Source organism: Paraburkholderia sp. BL10I2N1 (genome assembly GCF_004361815.1).
Classification (GTDB): Bacteria; Pseudomonadota; Gammaproteobacteria; order Burkholderiales; family Burkholderiaceae; genus Paraburkholderia.
The window spans coordinates 4,542,059-4,560,281 of sequence record NZ_SNWA01000001.1; the positions used below are offsets into that span (position 1 = coordinate 4,542,059).

Annotated in this window: 18 protein-coding genes and 1 tRNA gene; 13 read left to right on the forward strand and 6 right to left on the reverse strand. The window is 62.2% G+C overall.

The annotated features are described in order from the left end of the window. Positions 1 to 10: 10 nt before the first annotated feature. Positions 11 to 733, reverse strand: a complete 723-nt coding sequence (locus tag B0G77_RS21140; RefSeq protein ID WP_133663855.1) for a methyltransferase domain-containing protein — start codon at positions 731 to 733, stop codon at positions 11 to 13. Between the two features lie 588 nt (positions 734 to 1,321). Here B0G77_RS21140 and B0G77_RS44415 point away from each other — a divergent pair. After that, entirely contained in the window at positions 1,322 to 1,474 is a 153-nt protein-coding gene (locus B0G77_RS44415) for a M48 family metallopeptidase (protein WP_243751152.1), read from the forward strand. 491 nt (positions 1,475 to 1,965) lie between these two features. Here the strand turns inward: B0G77_RS44415 and B0G77_RS21150 are convergent. The 4 genes from B0G77_RS21150 to acs all read right to left on the reverse strand — a co-directional run bounded on the left by B0G77_RS21150 (position 1,966) and on the right by acs (position 6,635). Further along, a tRNA-Ser gene (locus B0G77_RS21150) sits at positions 1,966 to 2,056 on the reverse strand. Positions 2,057 to 2,149: 93 nt separating this feature from the next. Then, on the reverse strand, positions 2,150 to 4,168 hold the full coding sequence (locus B0G77_RS21155; protein WP_133663856.1) for a sodium:solute symporter family protein: 2,019 nt from the start codon (positions 4,166 to 4,168) through the stop codon (positions 2,150 to 2,152). 4 nt (positions 4,169 to 4,172) lie between these two features. Continuing rightward, positions 4,173 to 4,520, reverse strand: coding sequence for a DUF4212 domain-containing protein (locus B0G77_RS21160; RefSeq protein WP_133663857.1), 348 nt, complete (start codon positions 4,518 to 4,520; stop codon positions 4,173 to 4,175). A 132-nt stretch (positions 4,521 to 4,652) separates the two neighbouring features. Further along, the gene (gene acs / locus B0G77_RS21165) at positions 4,653 to 6,635 is read right to left on the reverse strand and encodes an acetate--CoA ligase (RefSeq protein WP_133663858.1); all 1,983 of its coding nucleotides are present in this window, start codon (positions 6,633 to 6,635) and stop codon (positions 4,653 to 4,655) included. A gap of 350 nt (positions 6,636 to 6,985) precedes the next feature. On the opposite strand from acs, the gene B0G77_RS21170 reads away from it, so the two are divergent. The 9 genes from B0G77_RS21170 to B0G77_RS21210 all read left to right on the forward strand — a co-directional run bounded on the left by B0G77_RS21170 (position 6,986) and on the right by B0G77_RS21210 (position 14,707). Further along, positions 6,986 to 7,885, forward strand: a complete 900-nt coding sequence (locus B0G77_RS21170; protein WP_133663859.1) for a DMT family transporter — start codon at positions 6,986 to 6,988, stop codon at positions 7,883 to 7,885. Positions 7,886 to 8,103: 218 nt separating this feature from the next. Next, positions 8,104 to 8,700 carry a TIGR00645 family protein gene (locus tag B0G77_RS21175; protein WP_133663860.1) on the forward strand — a complete coding sequence of 199 codons (597 nt, stop codon included), beginning with the start codon at positions 8,104 to 8,106 and terminating at the stop codon, positions 8,698 to 8,700. Between the two features lie 58 nt (positions 8,701 to 8,758). Then, positions 8,759 to 10,294, forward strand: a complete 1,536-nt coding sequence (locus tag B0G77_RS21180) for a fumarate hydratase (protein WP_133663861.1) — start codon at positions 8,759 to 8,761, stop codon at positions 10,292 to 10,294. Positions 10,295 to 10,473: 179 nt separating this feature from the next. After that, on the forward strand, positions 10,474 to 10,953 hold the full coding sequence (bfr, locus tag B0G77_RS21185) for a bacterioferritin (protein ID WP_133663862.1): 480 nt from the start codon (positions 10,474 to 10,476) through the stop codon (positions 10,951 to 10,953). Between the two features lie 100 nt (positions 10,954 to 11,053). Further along, positions 11,054 to 11,995 (forward strand): glutamate racemase, encoded by a 942-nt coding sequence (gene murI, locus B0G77_RS21190; RefSeq protein ID WP_243751079.1) that lies wholly within the window; start codon positions 11,054 to 11,056, stop codon positions 11,993 to 11,995. A 300-nt stretch (positions 11,996 to 12,295) separates the two neighbouring features. Then, a complete protein-coding gene (locus B0G77_RS21195; RefSeq protein WP_133663863.1) occupies positions 12,296 to 12,532 on the forward strand; it encodes a (2Fe-2S)-binding protein in 237 nt (78 codons plus the stop codon). Positions 12,533 to 12,763: 231 nt separating this feature from the next. Beyond that, positions 12,764 to 13,504 (forward strand): energy transducer TonB, encoded by a 741-nt coding sequence (locus tag B0G77_RS21200; RefSeq protein WP_133663864.1) that lies wholly within the window; start codon positions 12,764 to 12,766, stop codon positions 13,502 to 13,504. 38 nt (positions 13,505 to 13,542) lie between these two features. Next, positions 13,543 to 14,274: a MotA/TolQ/ExbB proton channel family protein gene (locus B0G77_RS21205; RefSeq protein WP_133663865.1), complete on the forward strand. Its 732-nt coding sequence runs from the start codon at positions 13,543 to 13,545 to the stop codon at positions 14,272 to 14,274. Between the two features lie 16 nt (positions 14,275 to 14,290). Further along, a complete protein-coding gene (locus B0G77_RS21210; RefSeq protein WP_133663866.1) occupies positions 14,291 to 14,707 on the forward strand; it encodes a biopolymer transporter ExbD in 417 nt (138 codons plus the stop codon). Positions 14,708 to 15,113: 406 nt separating this feature from the next. Here B0G77_RS21210 and B0G77_RS21215 read toward each other — a convergent pair whose 3' ends face one another. Further along, positions 15,114 to 16,094, reverse strand: a complete 981-nt coding sequence (locus B0G77_RS21215) for a LysR family transcriptional regulator (RefSeq protein ID WP_133663867.1) — start codon at positions 16,092 to 16,094, stop codon at positions 15,114 to 15,116. A 122-nt stretch (positions 16,095 to 16,216) separates the two neighbouring features. Here B0G77_RS21215 and B0G77_RS21220 point away from each other — a divergent pair, with 122 nt between their 5' ends. The 3 genes from B0G77_RS21220 to B0G77_RS21230 all read left to right on the forward strand — a co-directional run bounded on the left by B0G77_RS21220 (position 16,217) and on the right by B0G77_RS21230 (position 18,218). Beyond that, complete coding sequence (locus tag B0G77_RS21220) at positions 16,217 to 17,089, forward strand: pirin family protein (protein ID WP_133663868.1); 873 nt, start codon at positions 16,217 to 16,219, stop codon at positions 17,087 to 17,089. Positions 17,090 to 17,266: 177 nt separating this feature from the next. Beyond that, complete coding sequence (locus tag B0G77_RS21225; protein WP_133663869.1) at positions 17,267 to 17,665, forward strand: OsmC family protein; 399 nt, start codon at positions 17,267 to 17,269, stop codon at positions 17,663 to 17,665. Between the two features lie 70 nt (positions 17,666 to 17,735). After that, positions 17,736 to 18,218 (forward strand): SRPBCC family protein, encoded by a 483-nt coding sequence (locus B0G77_RS21230; RefSeq protein ID WP_133663870.1) that lies wholly within the window; start codon positions 17,736 to 17,738, stop codon positions 18,216 to 18,218. Positions 18,219 to 18,223: the final 5 nt, after the last annotated feature.

Consider the following 18,223-nt stretch of genomic DNA (forward strand, 5'->3'; position numbering starts at 1 on the left):
GCCCGATTTGTTAGGAGGTTCTGGGGGCTTGACGACTTTCCCTTCGCACGTGATTACGCGATCGACAAATGAAAAAGTACTGCGAACTGAGCCACCACGGCAACCACGAGAAGGGGCTGTGCCGAACGTGTTCGACAGTGAACCGTTTGGCCACCGTGTCACGCAAGTTGCGGAAGTCGAAACCCTTATGCGTGGTTCGCGGGTTCTGTGGACGGATGACACGCACGCCAACCATGGACAGCAGGATCTCTTCGATGTGGTATTCGGTGTGTGTCTTGCGGTGGCGCCACATCCAGTTCAGCACCTTCGGGACGATTGCGAAACCATACATGATCGGCACCGAGATGATGAACGTGCCGTCGGGCTTCATGATACGCGCCGCATCCTCGAGCAGCTGATCAATCTCGTGCGCGTACAGGTGCTCGCAGACTTCAAAAGCAGTAAGGACATCCACAGATTCGTCGTCGAGCATGTGCATCGATTCGGCGTATCTGATCTCCGGGTGCAACGGCGACATGTACGGATCGTATCCGACGAGTCGAACATCACGACGCAACTCGCCGAGCATGAGGAGCAACAGGCCAGGTCCCGAGCCGAAGTCAACAACTGTCCCAAACTCTGGGCAGTGTTGGTTAGTGAGCCTGAGCGCGACAGCCATCCGTGTTCGATGCGCATACCGCGCTAGGACGTTGGAGGAGTTCACAGTTTGTTGTTCGTATGAGATGTCGCGCATTGCGGCTCCATGTATGGAAGTTGAAGGCCTGTGCCCGGTGCAAGGCCCCACGAGTGATCATGCCCCCAGGCAATTATCGCCAGCAACGGCCGACCATCGCCTTTGGCGGCCAAAGCACAGTCTTATTTAGACCCTAATTACCTACCGATTGGAGATTTGAAATGGACATGCCAGGCGCCACTGCAGGAGCGGTGCTCTGCAAGCTGAGGGTCGGGCGCGCTTCGCGCACCTACGTGCGGCATCCGGATGACGACATCGAGGGGCGTTGAAAGGCAATCCGACACGACTAGACGCTGTGAGCGGCTGGCAAATCGACCGAAGCCACTAAGCCGCCATGCCCACGGCGTACACGCTGACACGAACTGCATGGGGCGCGACATCGGTAGTCAACGGCACGACGTTCTGCCGCGTACAGCGCGACGGCCCTGTCAGATCCAGGCCGCGCCCGGAATGGTGGCACGAGCAATTCCATCTTGTGCCGATGCCGCTCATCAAACTCCCCTACAAGATCTCGGCTACCGTTGGGGTTCGTGAGGGAAAGGTTCACGCCTGTACTTTCACTGGAAGACCATCCTGCTGCCGGCACGAATCGCCGAGTACGTCGTCGTACATGAAATGGCCCACCTTCACGAACCCCAGCACACCCCCGAGTTCTGGCGGCGGGTCGAACGCGCGATGCCCGATTTTGAGCGGCGTAAAGCGTGGCTCGCCGAGCACGGGGCGGATGTCGAGGGGATCTGATCGCTCGGACGATGTGAAGGCTCGCTTCTGTGCATCGAGCGGCTAAGGGCGAACTACTCCGTCGCTGTAGGTAGAACCTACACACATTTCCTTTTCTGCCATCGCTCGATACGCGCGGGGTGAGCAGGGCCACCCCCACATCGTGCTGGGTCCATCGGGGGGATGGGTGGCGGGGGCATCCGATTACTGGTCGCTGCTTGTTGCGCGCGTTCTATGCGGGACACACCTTGCTTCAGATGTGGCTCACGAATGGCCTCGCGTTGGCCGCGTACGCGGATGGCTGGCCAGGAACGGGGTGGTCGCCGGGACGCGCGGTGCCGATGAAGCCTTCACCCACGTGTGGGGCACAACGCGTAGAGGAGCGCGCTAAGGTCGAGTTTCGCCGATGAGCGCGCGACTAAGGTACTGACGGCGGACCGGTGGGTAGGCTGGTGGGTAGTTGATGACAAAAAACAAAAAAGCCCATGAAATCATGAGCTTAAATTGTTTCCTGGCGGAGAGACGGGGATTCGAACCCCGGATAGGTTATTAACCTATACACGCTTTCCAGGCGTGCGACTTAAACCACTCATCCATCTCTCCGGCGGGAGGCGAATTATAGCAAATTCTGCGCGGACCGCCACGTCCTCCCAGCGAACGCCCCAAAAAGACCCAAAAGACGCTCAAAAATGCCCATCACGGATGCCGGATGTAGTCCACCAGCGCCCTGGCATAACCATCCGGCTTCCGGTCGACGAGGCTCACGACGATCGCCACCAGAAACCCCGCCGGCACGCCGAACGCACCCGAACTGATCGGCTCGATGCCAAACCAGCGCGCGCCCGAGAACCCGGTGAGCTGCGTAAAAAACGGATAGGTCGAAACAATGTAGTAAATGCACACGACGAGCCCTGCCACCATCCCCGCCACGGCACCGAGCCGCGTCGTGCGCTTCCAGAACACACCCAGCACGAGCACCGGGAACAGGCTCGACGCCGCCAGCGAGAACGCCGCCCCCACCAGAAACAGGATATTCCCCGTATTCAGGGACGCCACATACGACGCAAACAGCGCCACCCCAAGCAGCAGGATCTTCGAGACGGTCACGCGCCGCTGGCTCGATGCCGATGGATCGACCATGTGATAGTAGACGTCGTGCGACAGCGCATTGGCGATCGTCAGCAGCAAGCCGTCGGCCGTGGAGAGCGCCGCGGCCAGCGCCCCAGCCGCGATCAGTCCAGACATCACATACGGCAACCCCGCGATCTCGGGCGCAGCCAGCACCACCATATCTGGCTGCATCTGGATCTCGCTCCAGCGCACTACCCCGTTACCATTCACGTCCGAAACGCTGATCAGATACGGCTCGATCCTGCGCCACTGCATCACCCACTGCGGCAGTTCGTCGAACCGGTGTCCAACCAGGTTCGTCAAAATGTCGTACTTGATCAGCACCGCAAGCACGGGCACGGTCAGATAGAACAGCGCGACGAAGAACAGCGTCCAGCCCACCGACCTTCGCGCCGACGCCACCGAAGTCGTCGTGTTATAGCGCGTCAGAATGTGCGGCAGGCTCGCCGTGCCAAGCGAGAGACACAACAGCAGCGAGAGGAAATTCCGTTGGTGTATCCGCCTGTCCTCTTCGCTCGCGGCAGGAAACGGCTCATACATCGGCACCGGCGCCGACGCACGCGTCAGCATCTCGTCGCGCCGCTGGGTCCAGACGATCCGCGCTGCCGCGGCATCGCGCGGAAAGGCTGCAAGGGTGCGTTCGCGCTCGTTGATGTCGCGCAATGGACCGTTATGTCGTCGCAGATCGGCAAGCTCCTGCGTCAGCCGGGTTTTTTCAGCGACGAACGACTGCGGCAACGCGTCGAGCCGTGTCTGCATTTCGGTGGCGCGCCGCTGGTAGTCGTCGCGTACGGTTTGCTCCTCTGGCGCATCGCGCACCTGTCGCTCGAGCGCTTCGACCCGCTCCATCAAGCGGCCGTAGTTGAACTGCGGCACCCAGCCGAGACCGTCCTTATGCGCGATCATCGACACCGGAATCAGGATCGCCGCGATCAGGATGATGTACTGTGCGACCTGGGTCCACGTGACCGCGCGCATGCCGCCGAGAAACGAACACACGAGAATTCCGGCCAGCCCGCAGAAGATCCCGATCGCGAAGTCGACGCCAATAAAGCGCGTCGCGATCAATCCGACACCCTGGATCTGCGCAACCAGATACACGAACGAACACAGGATCGCAGACAACGCTGCAAGCCCCCGCACGGCATTGCTCGAAAAACGCGTGCCGAGAAAATCGGGAATCGTATAGCGCGCGAGCTTACGCACATACGGCGCGAGCAGGAACGCGACGAGACAGTAGCCGCCCGTCCAGCCCATCATGTACGCGAGACCATCGTAGCCGGTCGCATACAGCGACCCGGCAAGGCCGATGAACGACGCCGCGGAAAGCCAGTCGGCGGCCGTGGCCATACCGTTGAATGCGGACGGCACACGCCGTCCCGCCACGTAGTATTCGACGAGATCGGACGTGCGCGACAGCAGGCCGATCACAGCATAGACCGCGATCGGCACGAACAGGAACACATAGCCGATCCATGTGCCCGGTCCGGTCGAGCGCTCGACGCGCCACAGCACATAGATGAAAACGAGAAATCCCAGCGTATAGAGCGCGTATGAACGAATGAGCCGATGCGTGAGATTCATCGGCTCAGTTTCCTCTCTCGGCGGCATCCGCTTCGAACGCGTCCTGCAACACACGGTCGGCGCGCTGCATCAGCGCGATGTACACGACGATCAGCGCCAGATAGATCAGGATTGCGCCCTGCGCACCCATATAAAACGGCAACCTGAACCCGGAGAAGTGAACGACGGACAGATTGCGTGACGCGAGCGGCACGACGAACGACACGACGAAGCCGATCGCCATCAGCACCGCGATCAAGACGAGGTTGAAGCGCCAGTAGCGACGATGCGCGCGCGCCATTGCGTCCGAGACCGGCGGCGGTTCGGGCGGCGGATTGATTGTTCGTTGGGAATGGTGGTGCGGCGCGGCCATGCGCCTATGTATCAAAAAGCCACCGCGCAGGCAATCGGGATTGTCATCGCGACGCTTCGTAAAACGTTTGCGACCTCTGCAAAATAAAAGGCGCGTCCTGTGACGCGCCTTCCATCTGCAACAACACTGCGCTTAGAGCGATTCGCCGAGCTGGTCGAGGATGGCCGGATTCTCGAGCGTTGACACGTCCTGTGTGATCTCTTCGCCCTTCGCGAGCGAGCGCAGCAGGCGGCGCATGATCTTGCCGGAACGTGTCTTCGGCAGGTTGTCGCCGAAGCGGATGTCCTTCGGCTTCGCGATCGGACCGATCTCCTTGCCGACCCACGCACGCAGTTCGTTGGCGATCTTCGCGGCTTCGTCGCCTTCCGGACGCGTACGCTTCAACACGACGAACGCGCAGACGGCTTCGCCGGTCGTGTCATCAGGGCGGCCCACAACCGCCGCTTCCGCAACGATCGGATTCGCCACCAGCGCCGACTCGATTTCCATCGTGCCAAGTCGGTGGCCGGACACGTTGAGCACGTCGTCGATGCGACCCATGATCGTGAAGTAGCCGGTGTCCTTGTCGCGCACCGCGCCATCGCCTGCGAGGTAGAGCTTGCCGCCGAGTTCCTCGGGGAAGTAGCTTTTCTGATAGCGGTCCGGATCGCCCCACACATTGCGCAGCATCGCCGGCCACGGACGCTTCATCACCAGAATTCCACCCTGCCCGTTCGGCACATCCTGACCGGTTTCATCGACGACCGCCGCCATGATGCCTGGCAGCGGCAGCGTGCACGAACCCGGCACGAGCGGCGTGGCGCCCGGCAGCGGCGTGATCATGTGGCCGCCGGTTTCGGTCTGCCACCACGTATCGACAATCGGGCAACGCTTGCCGCCGACGTGCTCGTAGTACCACATCCACGCTTCCGGATTGATCGGCTCGCCGACCGTGCCGATCACGCGCAACGACGACAGGTCGTAGCTCTTTGGATGCACTTTCTGATCGGCTTCGGCAGCCTTGATCAGCGAGCGGATCGCAGTCGGCGCCGTGTAGAACACGCTGACCTTGTGCTTCGCGATCATGTCCCAGAAGCGGCCGGCGTTCGGATACGTCGGCACGCCTTCGAATACGACCTGCGTGCCGCCGAGCGCGAGCGGTCCGTATCCGATATAGCTGTGACCGGTGATCCAGCCGATGTCGGCGGTACACCAGAAGACGTCGGTTGGCTTCCAGTCGAAGGTCCACTTCATCGTCTGCGCGGCCCACAGCAGATAGCCGCCAGTGCTGTGCTGCACGCCCTTCGGCTTGCCGGTCGAGCCCGACGTGTAGAGGATGAAGAGCGGATGCTCGGCGCTGACCCATTCGGGCGCGCATTGATCCGATTCGGTCTGGGTGATTTCATGCATCCACAGGTCGCGTCCTTCGTTCCATGCGATCTTGCCGCCGGTGCGCCGGTACACGATCACGCTCTTGACGGCCTCGCAACCGCCCATCGCGAGGGCTTCGTCGGCGATGTTCTTGAGGGGCAAGGCCTTGCCGCCGCGCATCTGCTCATCGGACGTGACGAGCGCCACGGCGCCGACGTCGACGAGCCGCTCGTTCAGCGACTTCGACGAGAAGCCGCCGAACACGACCGAATGCGTCGCACCAATCCGCGCGCAGGCCTGCATCGCGACAACGCCTTCAACCGACATCGGCATGTAGATCACGACGCGATCGCCCTTCTTCACGCCGCGCTTTTTCAGCGCATTGGCGAAGCGCGACACGCGCTGCAGCAGATCCTGATAGGTGACGTTGGTGACGGTGCCGTCGTCGGCTTCGAAGATCACCGCGATGCGCTGGCCGTGGCCCGCTTCGACGTGCCGGTCGAGGCTGTTGTACGACGCGTTCAGTTCGCCGTCCTCGAACCACGTGTAGAACGGCGCTTTGGACTCATCGAGCACTTTGGTGAAAGGCTTGTTCCAGCTGAGCGTTTCGCGTGCGACACGCGCCCAGAAGCCGTCGAAATCGCGTTCCGCTTCGGCGGCGAGCGCCCGGTACGCGTCCATGCCGGACACCGCCGCCTGCGCCGAAATTTCAGCGGATGGCGGGAAAACGCGGCGTTCCTGAAGAACCGATTCAATCGCAGACATCGACTACCCCTTGGTGAAGATGAAACCCGAAACCCGTGCCGGCACAGTGACGCGCCGTGTCGTCGTGGCGCCGCGCGATGCGACGCATTGTCTCCAGACCCTCGCGCCGGGCCTCCATGACCCTGCGCCACGAACCAGCCGGATGCACACGGCGCATCGCACCATGCGCACCGCGATGACCTGCGACCGGTTCGTCCCTCACTTCATCGGCAAAGATTAAGCGCTTGAACTTACCGTGCACTTACGCGAGTGCGAATACGTTACGCCTTTCATGGTCGCAACCGGTCGCCTTTACGGTAATAAGCAGCCGCTTTTACAATGCTAACTGAACTAGCCGTCCGGATTCCAGCTTGAATCGCTATTCACTGTTTCTCATCGCCGCGATGCTACTCGTCGGCAGCAACGTCGGTATCGGTAAATCGATCGTCGCGTTTGTTCCCGTTCCGCTCTTTGCCCTGCTCCGCTTCGTGATCGCGATGGCGGTCCTGTGGCCGCTGCTGCGCGTCTCGAAACTGCGTCGCGTGAAATCGGGCGAATGGTTCAATCTATTTCTACAGGCGCTCTTCGGCACATTCGGGTTTACGCTGCTCATGCTCAACGGCGTGCATCGCACGAGCGCCGTCGCGGCGGGCGTGATTACCAGCACGATTCCCGCGGTCGTCGCACTGTTCTCGTGGCTCTTCCTTAAAGAACGACCGGACGGTCGGGCGCTTGCGTCGATTGCGCTCGCGATCGTCGGTGTCGTCGTCATCAATCTGGCGCATGCGGATCAGGCCGCGGGCGCCGCCACCGAAGGCTCGTTCGCCGGCAACCTGATGGTACTCGGCGCCGTCTGCTGCGAATCGCTGTATGTGATCCTGTCGCGCCGTCTCACGCAGACCCTCGCCCCCATCGACATCTGCGCGTACACGCACCTGTTCGGCCTCTTGCTGATGCTGCCGCTCGGCGCAGTGGCGCTGCTGCATTTCGACTACACAAGCGTGCCGCCCAGCGTCTGGTCTCTGGTGCTCTGGTATGGGCTGTCCGCGAGCATCTTCTCGTTCTGGCTGTGGATGAAGGGCATCCGGCACGTGCCGGGCAGCCTCGCCGGCGTATTCAGCGCGGTGCTTCCGCTCGCCGCAGCGGCCTACGGCATCGTCTTTCTCGGCGAACGGCCGACGCTCGCGCACGGCTTCGCGCTGGCGTGCGTTGTCGTGGGAATCGGCCTGGCGAGTCTCAAGGTAAGGCGCGTTCCGCCGGTCGCGTCCTGACGCGGCCAATCTCCACGAAGGAACATCGCCCGCCGCGCGCCGCCGGCTCGCGGAAATGGTCGCCAACAGATTGTGTGCCCAGCGCGACAATGTCCGCTGCCCGGCTCGGCATGGCGAGCCGGGGCGACGCTGTACAATAGCGCGCCTGACGCGAGCTTTCTTCAGCCGATTCGCGTCCCCGCTTTTTGCACCGTCTGTCTACGCCACCGTTATCGCCTATGTCCGCTCCGCGCCACGATTCCGCCAGTCAGCCACGTCGCCGCATGCAGCCGCTGCCTGGCGTCATCTTCATGAGCCGCTGGCTGCAGGTGCCGCTCTATCTCGGTCTCATCGTCGCCCAAGGCGTGTACGTCGTCCTGTTCCTGAAAGAAGTCTGGCACCTCGTCACGGCATCGATGACGCTCGACGAGACCAACATCATGCTCGTCGTGCTTGGCCTCATCGACGTGGTGATGATCTCGAACCTGCTGATCATGGTGATCGTCGGCGGGTATGAAACGTTTGTATCGCGGCTCGGTGTCGAGGGCCATCCGGACGAACCAGAATGGCTTGACCACGTGAATGCGGGCGTGCTGAAGGTCAAGCTGTCGATGGCGCTCATCAGCATTTCGTCGATCCATCTGCTGAAGACCTTCATCAACCCCGACCAGCACACGATGCACGCCGTGATGTGGCAGGTGATCATTCACCTCGCGTTCCTGGTGTCGGCGCTCGTGATGGCGTGGGTCGACCGTCTGACGACGCATACCCACCCGCAGCCCTTTCACGGGCCAGAAACATCGCAACTGCTTTCCCCCTTGAAGGCGCAGGAGTAATCGTGCCAGCGCGCGCGATCACGCCAATAAAGCGCCACTTGTCCCCACTGAGCTAGCCATGACCGTCATCAAACAGGAAGACCTGATTCAGAGCATCGCTGATTCGCTTCAGTACATCAGCTACTACCACCCGCTCGACTACATACAGGCGCTCGGCCGCGCCTACGAGCTGGAACAGAGCCCGGCCGCGAAGGACGCCATCGCGCAGATCCTGACGAACAGCCGGATGTGTGCGGAAGGCCATCGGCCGATCTGCCAGGACACCGGCATCGTGACCGTGTTCGTGAAGGTGGGCATGGACGTGCGCTGGGCCAGTGAAAACGGCAGCGCGACGATGGGCGTCACCGACATGATCAACGAAGGCGTGCGCCGCGGGTACCTGAACCCGGACAACGTGCTGCGCGCATCGATCGTGAGCCCGCCGGAAGGCGCGCGCAAGAACACGAAGGACAACACGCCGGCCGTGATCCACTACGAGATCGTGCCGGGCGACAAGGTCGACGTGCAGGTCGCGGCCAAGGGCGGCGGCTCGGAAAACAAGTCGAAATTCGCGATGCTCAATCCGTCGGATTCGATCGTCGACTGGATCCTGAAGACCGTGCCGACGATGGGCGCCGGCTGGTGCCCGCCCGGCATGCTAGGCATCGGCATCGGCGGCACCGCGGAAAAGGCGATGGTGATGGCGAAGGAATCCCTGATGGATCCGATCGACATTCAGGACGTCATCGCGCGCGGCCCGCAGGACTGGATCGAAGAACTGCGCGTCGAGTTGCATGAGAAGGTGAACGCACTCGGCATCGGCGCACAGGGTCTGGGCGGTCTGGCGACCGTGCTCGACGTGAAGATCATGGCCGCCCCGACGCACGCCGCGTCGAAGCCGATCGCGATCATCCCGAACTGCGCGGCCACGCGTCACGCGCACTTCACGCTCGACGGCTCGGGCGTGGCGAAACTCGAGGCACCGTCGCTCGACGCATGGCCGAAGGTGCAATGGGTTGCCAACACGGAAACCAGCAAGCGCGTGAACCTGAACACGCTGACGCCGGCAGAAGTCGCATCGTGGACGCCGGGCCAGACGCTGCTGCTGTCGGGCAAGATGCTGACGGGCCGTGACGCCGCGCACAAGCGCATCGCCGACATGCTCGCGAAGGGCGAAAAGCTGCCGGTCGATTTCACGAACCGCGTTATCTACTACGTCGGCCCGGTCGATCCGGTGCGCGACGAGGCTGTCGGTCCGGCAGGCCCGACTACCGCGACTCGCATGGACAAGTTCACCGAGACGATGCTGGCGCAAACCGGCCTGATTTCGATGATCGGCAAGGCCGAGCGCGGCCCGGTCGCGATCGAGGCGATCAAGAAGCACAAGGCGGCGTATCTGATGGCGGTCGGCGGCGCGGCTTACCTCGTGTCGAAGGCGATCCGCAGCGCGAAGGTGCTGGCGTTCGAAGACCTCGGCATGGAAGCCATCTACGAATTCGACGTGCAGGATATGCCGGTGACGGTGGCGGTCGATTCGAGCGGCACGTCAGTCCACCAGACCGGCCCGAAGGAATGGCAGGCGAAGATCGGCAAGATTCCGGTCGCGACGGCCTGAGCTTCATGATGTGTTGAATGAAAGCCGGGGCCCGCGATCCCGGCTTTTTTCATTATTCGACGAAGCGCTGAACGAAATGCAGATTGGATGCCGCAAAGCGCGTGCGTTCTTGGCTTTTTCGGTTCAGGCGTTTATTGTTGATGAAATTTGAAATCCCGAGCCCTACAAGGAAAATGATCATGCAAGGCGACAAGAAGGTCATCGAATATCTGAATGCACAATTGAAAAATGAGTTGACCGCGATCAACCAGTACTTTCTGCACGCGCGGATGTACAAGCACTGGGGCCTCGAGAAGCTCGGCAAGCATGAATACGACGAATCGATCGGCGAGATGAAGCACGCCGACTGGCTGATCGAACGCATTTTCATGCTCGACGGCCTGCCGAACCTGCAGGATCTGCACAAGCTGCTGATTGGCGAAGAAACGAAAGAGATTCTCGAATGCGATCTGAAGCTCGAACAGATTTCGCAGAGCACCTGCAAGGACGCCATTGTGTATTGCGAATCGGTTCGCGATTTCATCTCGCGCGAGATCTTCACGAAGATTCTCGACGACACGGAAGAACACATCGACTGGCTGGAAACGCAACTGGATCTGATCGACAAGGTCGGTATTCAGAATTACCAGCAGTCCGCCATGGGCTCGGTCGAGTCCTGATCCACGGAATCTGTCCGCGCCGGGTACGACCGGGAGGGTCGACGTGCCGGGCGCGGACGTGGGTACTGCTTCTGCCCTTTCCGCACTTTCCACTACGCTCATGACCGCACAGCTGGACGTCTCCCCGCTCATGCCCGCCAATCCTGCACCGGATGGCGCAACGCCCGTTTCACATTCGACTTCGGACGCGCAGACGCGATGTCCCGCCGGGGCGTCGCCGGTTGGCGTCTTCGATTCCGGCCTGGGCGGACTGTCGGTGCTGCGTGCGGTGCGGGCGCAACTGCCGGGTGAGTCGCTGATCTATGTGGCCGATTCGGCGTACGCGCCGTACGGCGAACGCGATGACGACTTCATCGCCGACCGGACGCTGGCGATCGGCGAATGGTTCGTCGCGCAAGGTGCGAAGGTGCTGGTGGTCGCCTGTAATACGGCAACGGCGCAGTCGATCGCGCTCGTGCGTGAGCGGCTGCCCATTCCGCTCGTGGGCGTCGAGCCGGGCGTGAAGCCCGCTGCGTCGCAGTCGACCACGCGCGTCGCAGGTGTGCTCGCAACCCAGGTTACGCTTCGAAGCACCCGTTTTCAGGACCTGCTGGAACGTTACGCGGGCGACTGCCGGTTCTTGTGTCAGCCCGGACACGGCCTCGTGCAGGCCATCGAGCGCTGCGACGTCGGCTCGCCCGAACTGCGCAAGCTGCTCGAAAGCTACCTCCAGCCAATGCTGGATGCCGGCGCCGACACGCTTGTGCTCGGTTGCACCCACTACCCGTTCCTCGACGCCACAATTCGCGAGATCGTCGGTGACCGGCTGGCGCTGATCGATACCAGTGTCGCTGTGGCACGGCAGCTGGAGCGCGTGCTGGATCAAAACGGGCTACGTGGCTCCGGCGGCGCGGATACCGCCCCATTACCGCGCTTCTGCTCCACCGGAGACGGCGCGCACCTCCAGCAGCTCGCATCGACGCTGCTGCAGATCGAATCACCGGTCGAGCGCGTCAATATTCCGTCGCGCCGTACCTCAACGCTGGTCGCCCACGTCGCCTGAAGCACACGGCCCACTAGCGGGGCTGCGCCATCCATCCAGGCGTGCGCGCCACCGCCCAACGCGCCGCCCTTGTGCGGATACTCCCTCCCCCCGGCTACCACCCTGGAGTCGCGCCGGACGGCCTTCCAACCGATCGCTCGGCCCCTTTCGCCGCGAAATCGCTCGGCCCGCCCCCACGCTGCGGCAGCGTGAAACCCTTCCAAGCGTCTGGTTTTGTTACAAAAATCCGCATACGAGGCTTGCCAAACCACCCAAACATAATGATAATAATTCGCATTACCGTTAGCCATCGCGCCAATCATGATCGTCTGCGTATGCAAGTCTGTCTCCGACCGCAAGATCCGTGCGTCCATCGCCGAGGGCATCGATTCGTTCGATGAGCTCCAGTTCGAACTGGGCGTCGCAAGCTGCTGCGGCAAATGCGAAGAGACCGTGCGCGACGTGATGGCGCAAAGCGGCGTCTGCGCGAGCCGCTGTGGCGTCGAGCATCACGCTCAAGCGGTACCGCTGACCTTCTACGAACGCAAGGCTGCCTGATCCCGGAGCACGGCTTTCGCTGCGCTCTTCGCCGCCGCTTTACCTACCGCCGTCAGCAAGCCAGTCTCACACCAGCCAGCTACCGCTCACCCCTTTAAGGAGTTCGAGATGGAATTGCTGATCGGTTTTGTGACCACGCTGTGCATATCTCTGCTGATCTTCCGAAAATGACACTGTTTCGCCCGGTGCACTGCATAGGCGGGACGTCTGCCGCCTGTCGTCCACGCTAACATGCAGGCCTCGCCTACCGTTCCAGCCGGCTTCCCGCCAGCGCAGTCCGTCCGAATGAATCTCCGGGTCGCCTCAGCGACTGGCGCCGTCGTCGCGATCCACGTCGCGCTAGTCGCGGTGGTGCTCGCCACCCGCAACGAACCGGTGCCGCGTGCGCTCGAATCGCGCACGATCACCGCCGAACTGCTCAGTCCGACGCCAGTGGCCGCGCCCGTGGCGATCCAGTCGGCGCCGACCCCGCCCAAACCGGTGCCGCCCGTTCCGCAGACAAAGCCCAAGGGGCAACCCCGCCCGACGCCAAAACCCGCGCCGACGCCTCTTCCCGAAGGCGCCACGCCGTCGCAGCACGAGATCGCCACGCCTGAACCTGCACCGCCCGCGCCGCCAGCGCCCGCTCTCGCCTCCCCAGCGCCGGCCACCGCAGCACCTGCCGTCGGGAAGCCGACGATGGCGCTGAGCGCGCCGAAAAGCGTCGCCCATCTCGACTGCAGTATCGTGGCGCCCGACTACCCTGCGCTGTCGAAGCGCCGGGGCGAAACGGGCACGGCGTACGTCCGGTTCGTGGTCGGCCTGACCGGCAAGATCGAAAGCATCGAACTGAAGAAAAGCAGCGGCTACAACCGCCTCGACGATGCAGCCGTCGCCGCGATGCACGACAGCGCGTGCAAACCGTACGTCGAAAACGGCGAACCGGTACGGGTCACCTACACCCAGCCGTTCACCTTCGGCCTGACCGACTGACTGAACGACCGATCCAGTTTCCAGAAAAAGGAATAGCAATGCAGAACTACGGTATTGCCCACGTTTGGGCGCAAGGGGATTTCGTGACGCGCGGTATCGCGCTCACGCTGTTGATCATGTCGGTGCTGTCGTGGACGGTTATCGTCGTCAAGAGCTGGAACGTCGTGCGCCTGAAGCGCCTGACGAAGAACGCGGAACAGGCATTCTGGCATTCAGACGATCTCGCCGACGGCGTCAGGAAGCTCGGCGCGCATGCGTCGACGCCGCAGGACAACCCGTTCCTCGCGCTCGCACTGTCGGGCCAGGAAGCCGCGGATCACCATCATCAGACGCAGCCTCATCTGCACGACCGCATGGACGTGTCGGACTGGGTAACGCGCTGCCTGAAAGACACCATGGAGGAGAGCGTCGCGCGCATGCAGAGCGGCCTCGCGATTCTCGCATCGATCGGCAGCACGGCGCCGTTCGTCGGACTGTTCGGCACCGTGTGGGGCATCTATCACGCACTGCTGACGATTGGCGCGACCGGCCAGACATCGATCGACCAGGTCGCCGGCCCGGTCGGCGAGGCGCTGATCATGACCGCGTTCGGTCTGTTCGTCGCCATCCCCGCCGTGCTCGGCTACAACGCGCTCACACGTGCAAACAAGGCGGTCGTCAGCAAGCTCTCCCGCTTCGCACACGGTCTGCACGCATTCTTCGTGACGGGCGCCCGCCTGTCGTCGAGCAAGCGCGGCGACGGCCTGCGACTCGCCACGCGCGCCAACTGATCAGCGAGGCATCCCAATGGCAATGAGCCCCTTCGCCGGCGACGATGACGACGGCCTGATGAACGAAATCAACATGACGCCGCTCGTCGACGTCATGCTGGTTCTGCTGATCGTCTTCATGGTCACGATTCCCGTGATTCGTCACGCCGTGAAAATTGATCTGCCGCACGCGAGCAACCAGAAAGAAGACACCAGAATGGCTCAGGTGACGGTTTCGGTTCAGGCAGACGGCACCTTTGTCTGGGGCGAGCAGCCGGTCAGCGATGACGTCCTGCGCGCAAAGATCGCAGAGGCCGCGCAGCAGAGCCCTCAGCCTGAGTTGCACCTGAACGCGGACCGCAGGGTTCCGTATGAAAAGGTCGCCGAGGTGATGTCGGCGGCCCAGGCCGGTGGTCTGACGAAAATCGGTTTCGTGACCGAGCCGAAGAAGTAACGCCGCTGGCGCTTGAACTGACGGTGAGACGCAGAAAACCCCTGTTTTCAGGGGCTAAAACGGATTGCATAGGTAGTGGAAGCGCGGCAGAAAGTAAAAGGCCCTCATCGTCAGATGAAGGCCTTTTTTCGTGCGCACTCGGCGCCTTCGGGCGGCGGGATCATGTGCCATCGGAATGGACACCCTGGTCACCGCATGCGACAGCCGTGGTCGACACGGACAGCGCGGTCAGCCCTATCAGGCTCACTATGATAGCGGCCATGAGTTTTCGCATAAGAGACTCCTTAGCGAAGGGATTTCAATATAAGCCCGGCAGCGCGTGCAATCAAGCAAACAGCCATTGAAAGTACCGATCACCGTCCACGCTTAAATGCCAAAAGCGATGCTTGCGTCCCGCAGCGACACATCAGAGCGCTTCGGCTTTCTGCAGTGCATTGAGTATCGAGCTCTCCGGACGCTCCATCGCAACGTATTTGCCCGTGTCGACGTCGAGCATTTCGACGAGATAGTCGACGAAGGCACGCACCGCCGGCAACATGCCCTGCCGCGACAAGAACACGGCATACAACTGTGGCGATGGCAGCGTCCAGCCGGGCATGACCGGCGACAGCTGACCGGTACGCAGAGCCGTGCCGTACATCATCTCCGGCAGCGCGGCGATCCCGACGCCCGCCATCACCGCTTCGCGCACCGTCAGCAGATCCGCGGTCACGAGACGCGGCTCGTGTTCATGCAGGTGACGCGTGCCATCGGGCGCAATCAGGTTGAAGACATGGCGACCGTCGCCGGTCGGGGTGTCGAGCGTCTCAAAACGGGACAGGTCCCCTGGCTGCAGCGGCGGCGCATTCTGTTTCAGCAGGCTCGGTGCGCCGACCAGCATCTGCTGCGTACGCCACAACGGCCGCACGACAAGGTTCGCGCTCTCCGGTGGATCCGAACGCACGCGCAGCGCGACATCGATCGAATCCTCGTACAAATCGACGACCCGGTTCGTGACACGCATCACGACGCGCACCTCCGGAAAGCGATGCATGAACTCCGGCAGGATCTGCGAAAGCACGGTCTGTGAAAGCGTGACGGGCACGCTCACGCGCACCGTGCCGCGCGGCGACGAGCGCAGTTGCTGGACGACATTCACCGCCGCCTGCGCCTCCGACAGCATCGCCTGACAGTGCTGGTAAAAGAGCTGGCCCGCCTCGGTGAGGGCGAGCTTGCGGGTGGAACGTTGCAGCAACCGCACCCCGAGCGAAGCTTCGAGTTCAGTCAGGCGCCGCGACAGACGCGATTTCGAGATGCCGAGCACGCGCTCCGCCGCCGAAAAACCGCCGTGCTCGACAACCTGCGAAAAGTACATCAGGTCGTTCAGGTTATGCGAATCGATCTTCATGTCATCGTTCCACTCATAGAACAATCCATTGCGAGACAGTGGCTGGCGCCGCCAAAATGCGTCCCTATAATAGCTCCATGTTTCAAAAATGATGCTATTCCCCATTTTTCGAGGTGACTTTGATGAACACGACACGGACGATCGAGCGCACGTATACCGCGCTTCGCACGACGGAGGGTGGCGGCTTCATCGTCCACCGGCCGTTTCCGACGCGCATGTTGATGGATTTCGACCCATTTCTGCTGCTCGACGAAATGGGACCCGTCGACTACGCGCCCGGCGAGGCGAAAGGCGCCCCTGATCATCCGCATCGCGGCTTCGAAACCGTCACCTATGTTCTGGAAGGGCAGTTCGGCCATAAGGATTCCGCCGGCCACTCGGGCACGCTGCACGCAGGCGACGTGCAGTGGATGACGGCCGGCGCGGGCGTCGTCCATAGCGAAATGCCCGATCCGTCGTTCGTCGCGAAGGGCGGCCGCGTGCATGGCTTGCAACTGTGGGTAAACCTGCCCCGCCGCGACAAGATGATTGCGCCGCGTTATCAGGAAATACCTTCGTCGAGCATTCCAGTCGTGACGTCGGCGGATGGCATGGTCCGCGTGAAGGTGATCGCCGGCGAGGCGCTCGGTGTGAGGGCCGCGATCGTAACGCGCACGCCGATCCTGTACCAGCATTTCACGCTGCAACCGGGCGCGCGGATCGAGCATCCGGTGCCGCGCGATTACCGGGTGTTCGCGTACGGGCTGTCGGGCAAGGGCCTCTACGGCGAGGACCTCCGTGATGCCGATCCGCAGACGATGGTCGTCTTCAACCAGGACGGTGACACTGTCACATTCGCGGCCGGTAAAGAACCGCTTGACGTGCTGCTCTTCGGCGGTGTGCCGCTGAAGGAGCCGGTAGTGCGCTACGGTCCGTTCGTGATGAACACCGAGGCCGAAATCCGTCAGGCCGTGATCGATTACCAGGCCGGCCGGATGGGGCAGATCGCGCACTGACACCTCATCAGTCACACGCGCGCGTGCGCACGGCACGGCGGTGCGAACGCGCCTGGCACGGCTGCGCGGAAATTCGTTCACAATATCGACTTGTGCCGCGCGGCGCCTTTTGTACCAGATGCACGGGTGCTGCACGTTGGACCGCGCGGCGTATCCCGGTTCGGCACAGGAGATCGCATGGCAGAGTCCGCAGTCACCGCTCACATTGGCTCGACGAATTTTCAGGTCCTGCTGGACGATGGCACCCATAGCTGGCTTGCCGACGAACCCGCATCGATCGGTGGCGGCGACCGCGGCCCCGCTCCTGAAGCGCTGCTGCTGTCGAGCCTCGGCGCCTGCACGTCGATCACGCTGAAGATGTACGCTCAGCGCAAGGGCTGGCCACTCACCGAAGTGCATGTGACACTGTCGCTCGAGAAGGGAGACGAAGGCTCGACCATCGATCGCAAGATCGTGCTGGAAGGGGCGCTGTCGGACGAGCAGCGGGAACGGCTCTTGCAAATCGCCAATGCGTGCCCGATACACAAGGTCCTGACACGCCCTATCGGGATCCGGACCGGGCTCACCGCTGCCTGATCGCCATGCGCGCCCTGTCGTCCCCAGTCGCTACGGCGATTACGCTGCGTTTTAAGAGGAAGCTGTCGTCTTGAACTTCGAACATCTGATCCAGATCAACGACCCGTTGAATCCGTTCGTCGAAAGCATGACCCGCGAGCAATTGTGGGAAGGGTTGGTGCTGCGCGCCGAGCAGCCTCAGCTTTTCGTGCTGGGTCTCGATAGCTGCACAATCCTGTCGCGCACCGACAGCACGCTCGAGCGCGAGCTGCACTATGGCCAGGCCACGGTGCGCGATCGCGTCACGCTCGCGCCGAACGAGAGCGTGCGCTATGACATTCTGGCCACGGAGGCCTACGTCGGCGGCTCGCTGACGATGACCATCGAACAGCCGGACGAACTGCAGCTGTTTCTGCGCTTCGAGTACAAAACCACCCTCCCCGCCGCCGACACCGAAGACACGCGTCAAACAAACGAAATCGTGAAGTCGGCGTATCGCGAGTCGGACATCGATACTGTGCGGCTGATCCGCCAATTTGTGCAGGCTCGCAAGGAGCCCGGCAACCTGCATTGAGCGAC

Coding starts and splice junctions, on each gene's coding strand:
- bfr (WP_133663862.1), top strand. CDS start 10,474: ATGCAAGGCGACAAGAAGGTCATCGAATATCTGAATGCACAATTGAAA.
- B0G77_RS21140 (WP_133663855.1), bottom strand. CDS start 733: ATGCGCGACATCTCATACGAACAACAAACTGTGAACTCCTCCAACGTC.
- B0G77_RS21210 (WP_133663866.1), top strand. CDS start 14,291: ATGGCAATGAGCCCCTTCGCCGGCGACGATGACGACGGCCTGATGAAC.
- B0G77_RS21180 (WP_133663861.1), top strand. CDS start 8,759: ATGACCGTCATCAAACAGGAAGACCTGATTCAGAGCATCGCTGATTCG.
- B0G77_RS21175 (WP_133663860.1), top strand. CDS start 8,104: ATGTCCGCTCCGCGCCACGATTCCGCCAGTCAGCCACGTCGCCGCATG.
- B0G77_RS21215 (WP_133663867.1), bottom strand. CDS start 16,094: ATGAAGATCGATTCGCATAACCTGAACGACCTGATGTACTTTTCGCAG.
- B0G77_RS21200 (WP_133663864.1), top strand. CDS start 12,764: ATGCAGGCCTCGCCTACCGTTCCAGCCGGCTTCCCGCCAGCGCAGTCC.
- B0G77_RS21195 (WP_133663863.1), top strand. CDS start 12,296: ATGATCGTCTGCGTATGCAAGTCTGTCTCCGACCGCAAGATCCGTGCG.
- B0G77_RS21205 (WP_133663865.1), top strand. CDS start 13,543: ATGCAGAACTACGGTATTGCCCACGTTTGGGCGCAAGGGGATTTCGTG.
- B0G77_RS21160 (WP_133663857.1), bottom strand. CDS start 4,520: ATGGCCGCGCCGCACCACCATTCCCAACGAACAATCAATCCGCCGCCC.
- acs (WP_133663858.1), bottom strand. CDS start 6,635: ATGTCTGCGATTGAATCGGTTCTTCAGGAACGCCGCGTTTTCCCGCCA.
- B0G77_RS21155 (WP_133663856.1), bottom strand. CDS start 4,168: ATGAATCTCACGCATCGGCTCATTCGTTCATACGCGCTCTATACGCTG.
- B0G77_RS21225 (WP_133663869.1), top strand. CDS start 17,267: ATGGCAGAGTCCGCAGTCACCGCTCACATTGGCTCGACGAATTTTCAG.
- B0G77_RS21220 (WP_133663868.1), top strand. CDS start 16,217: ATGAACACGACACGGACGATCGAGCGCACGTATACCGCGCTTCGCACG.
- murI (WP_243751079.1), top strand. CDS start 11,054: ATGACCGCACAGCTGGACGTCTCCCCGCTCATGCCCGCCAATCCTGCA.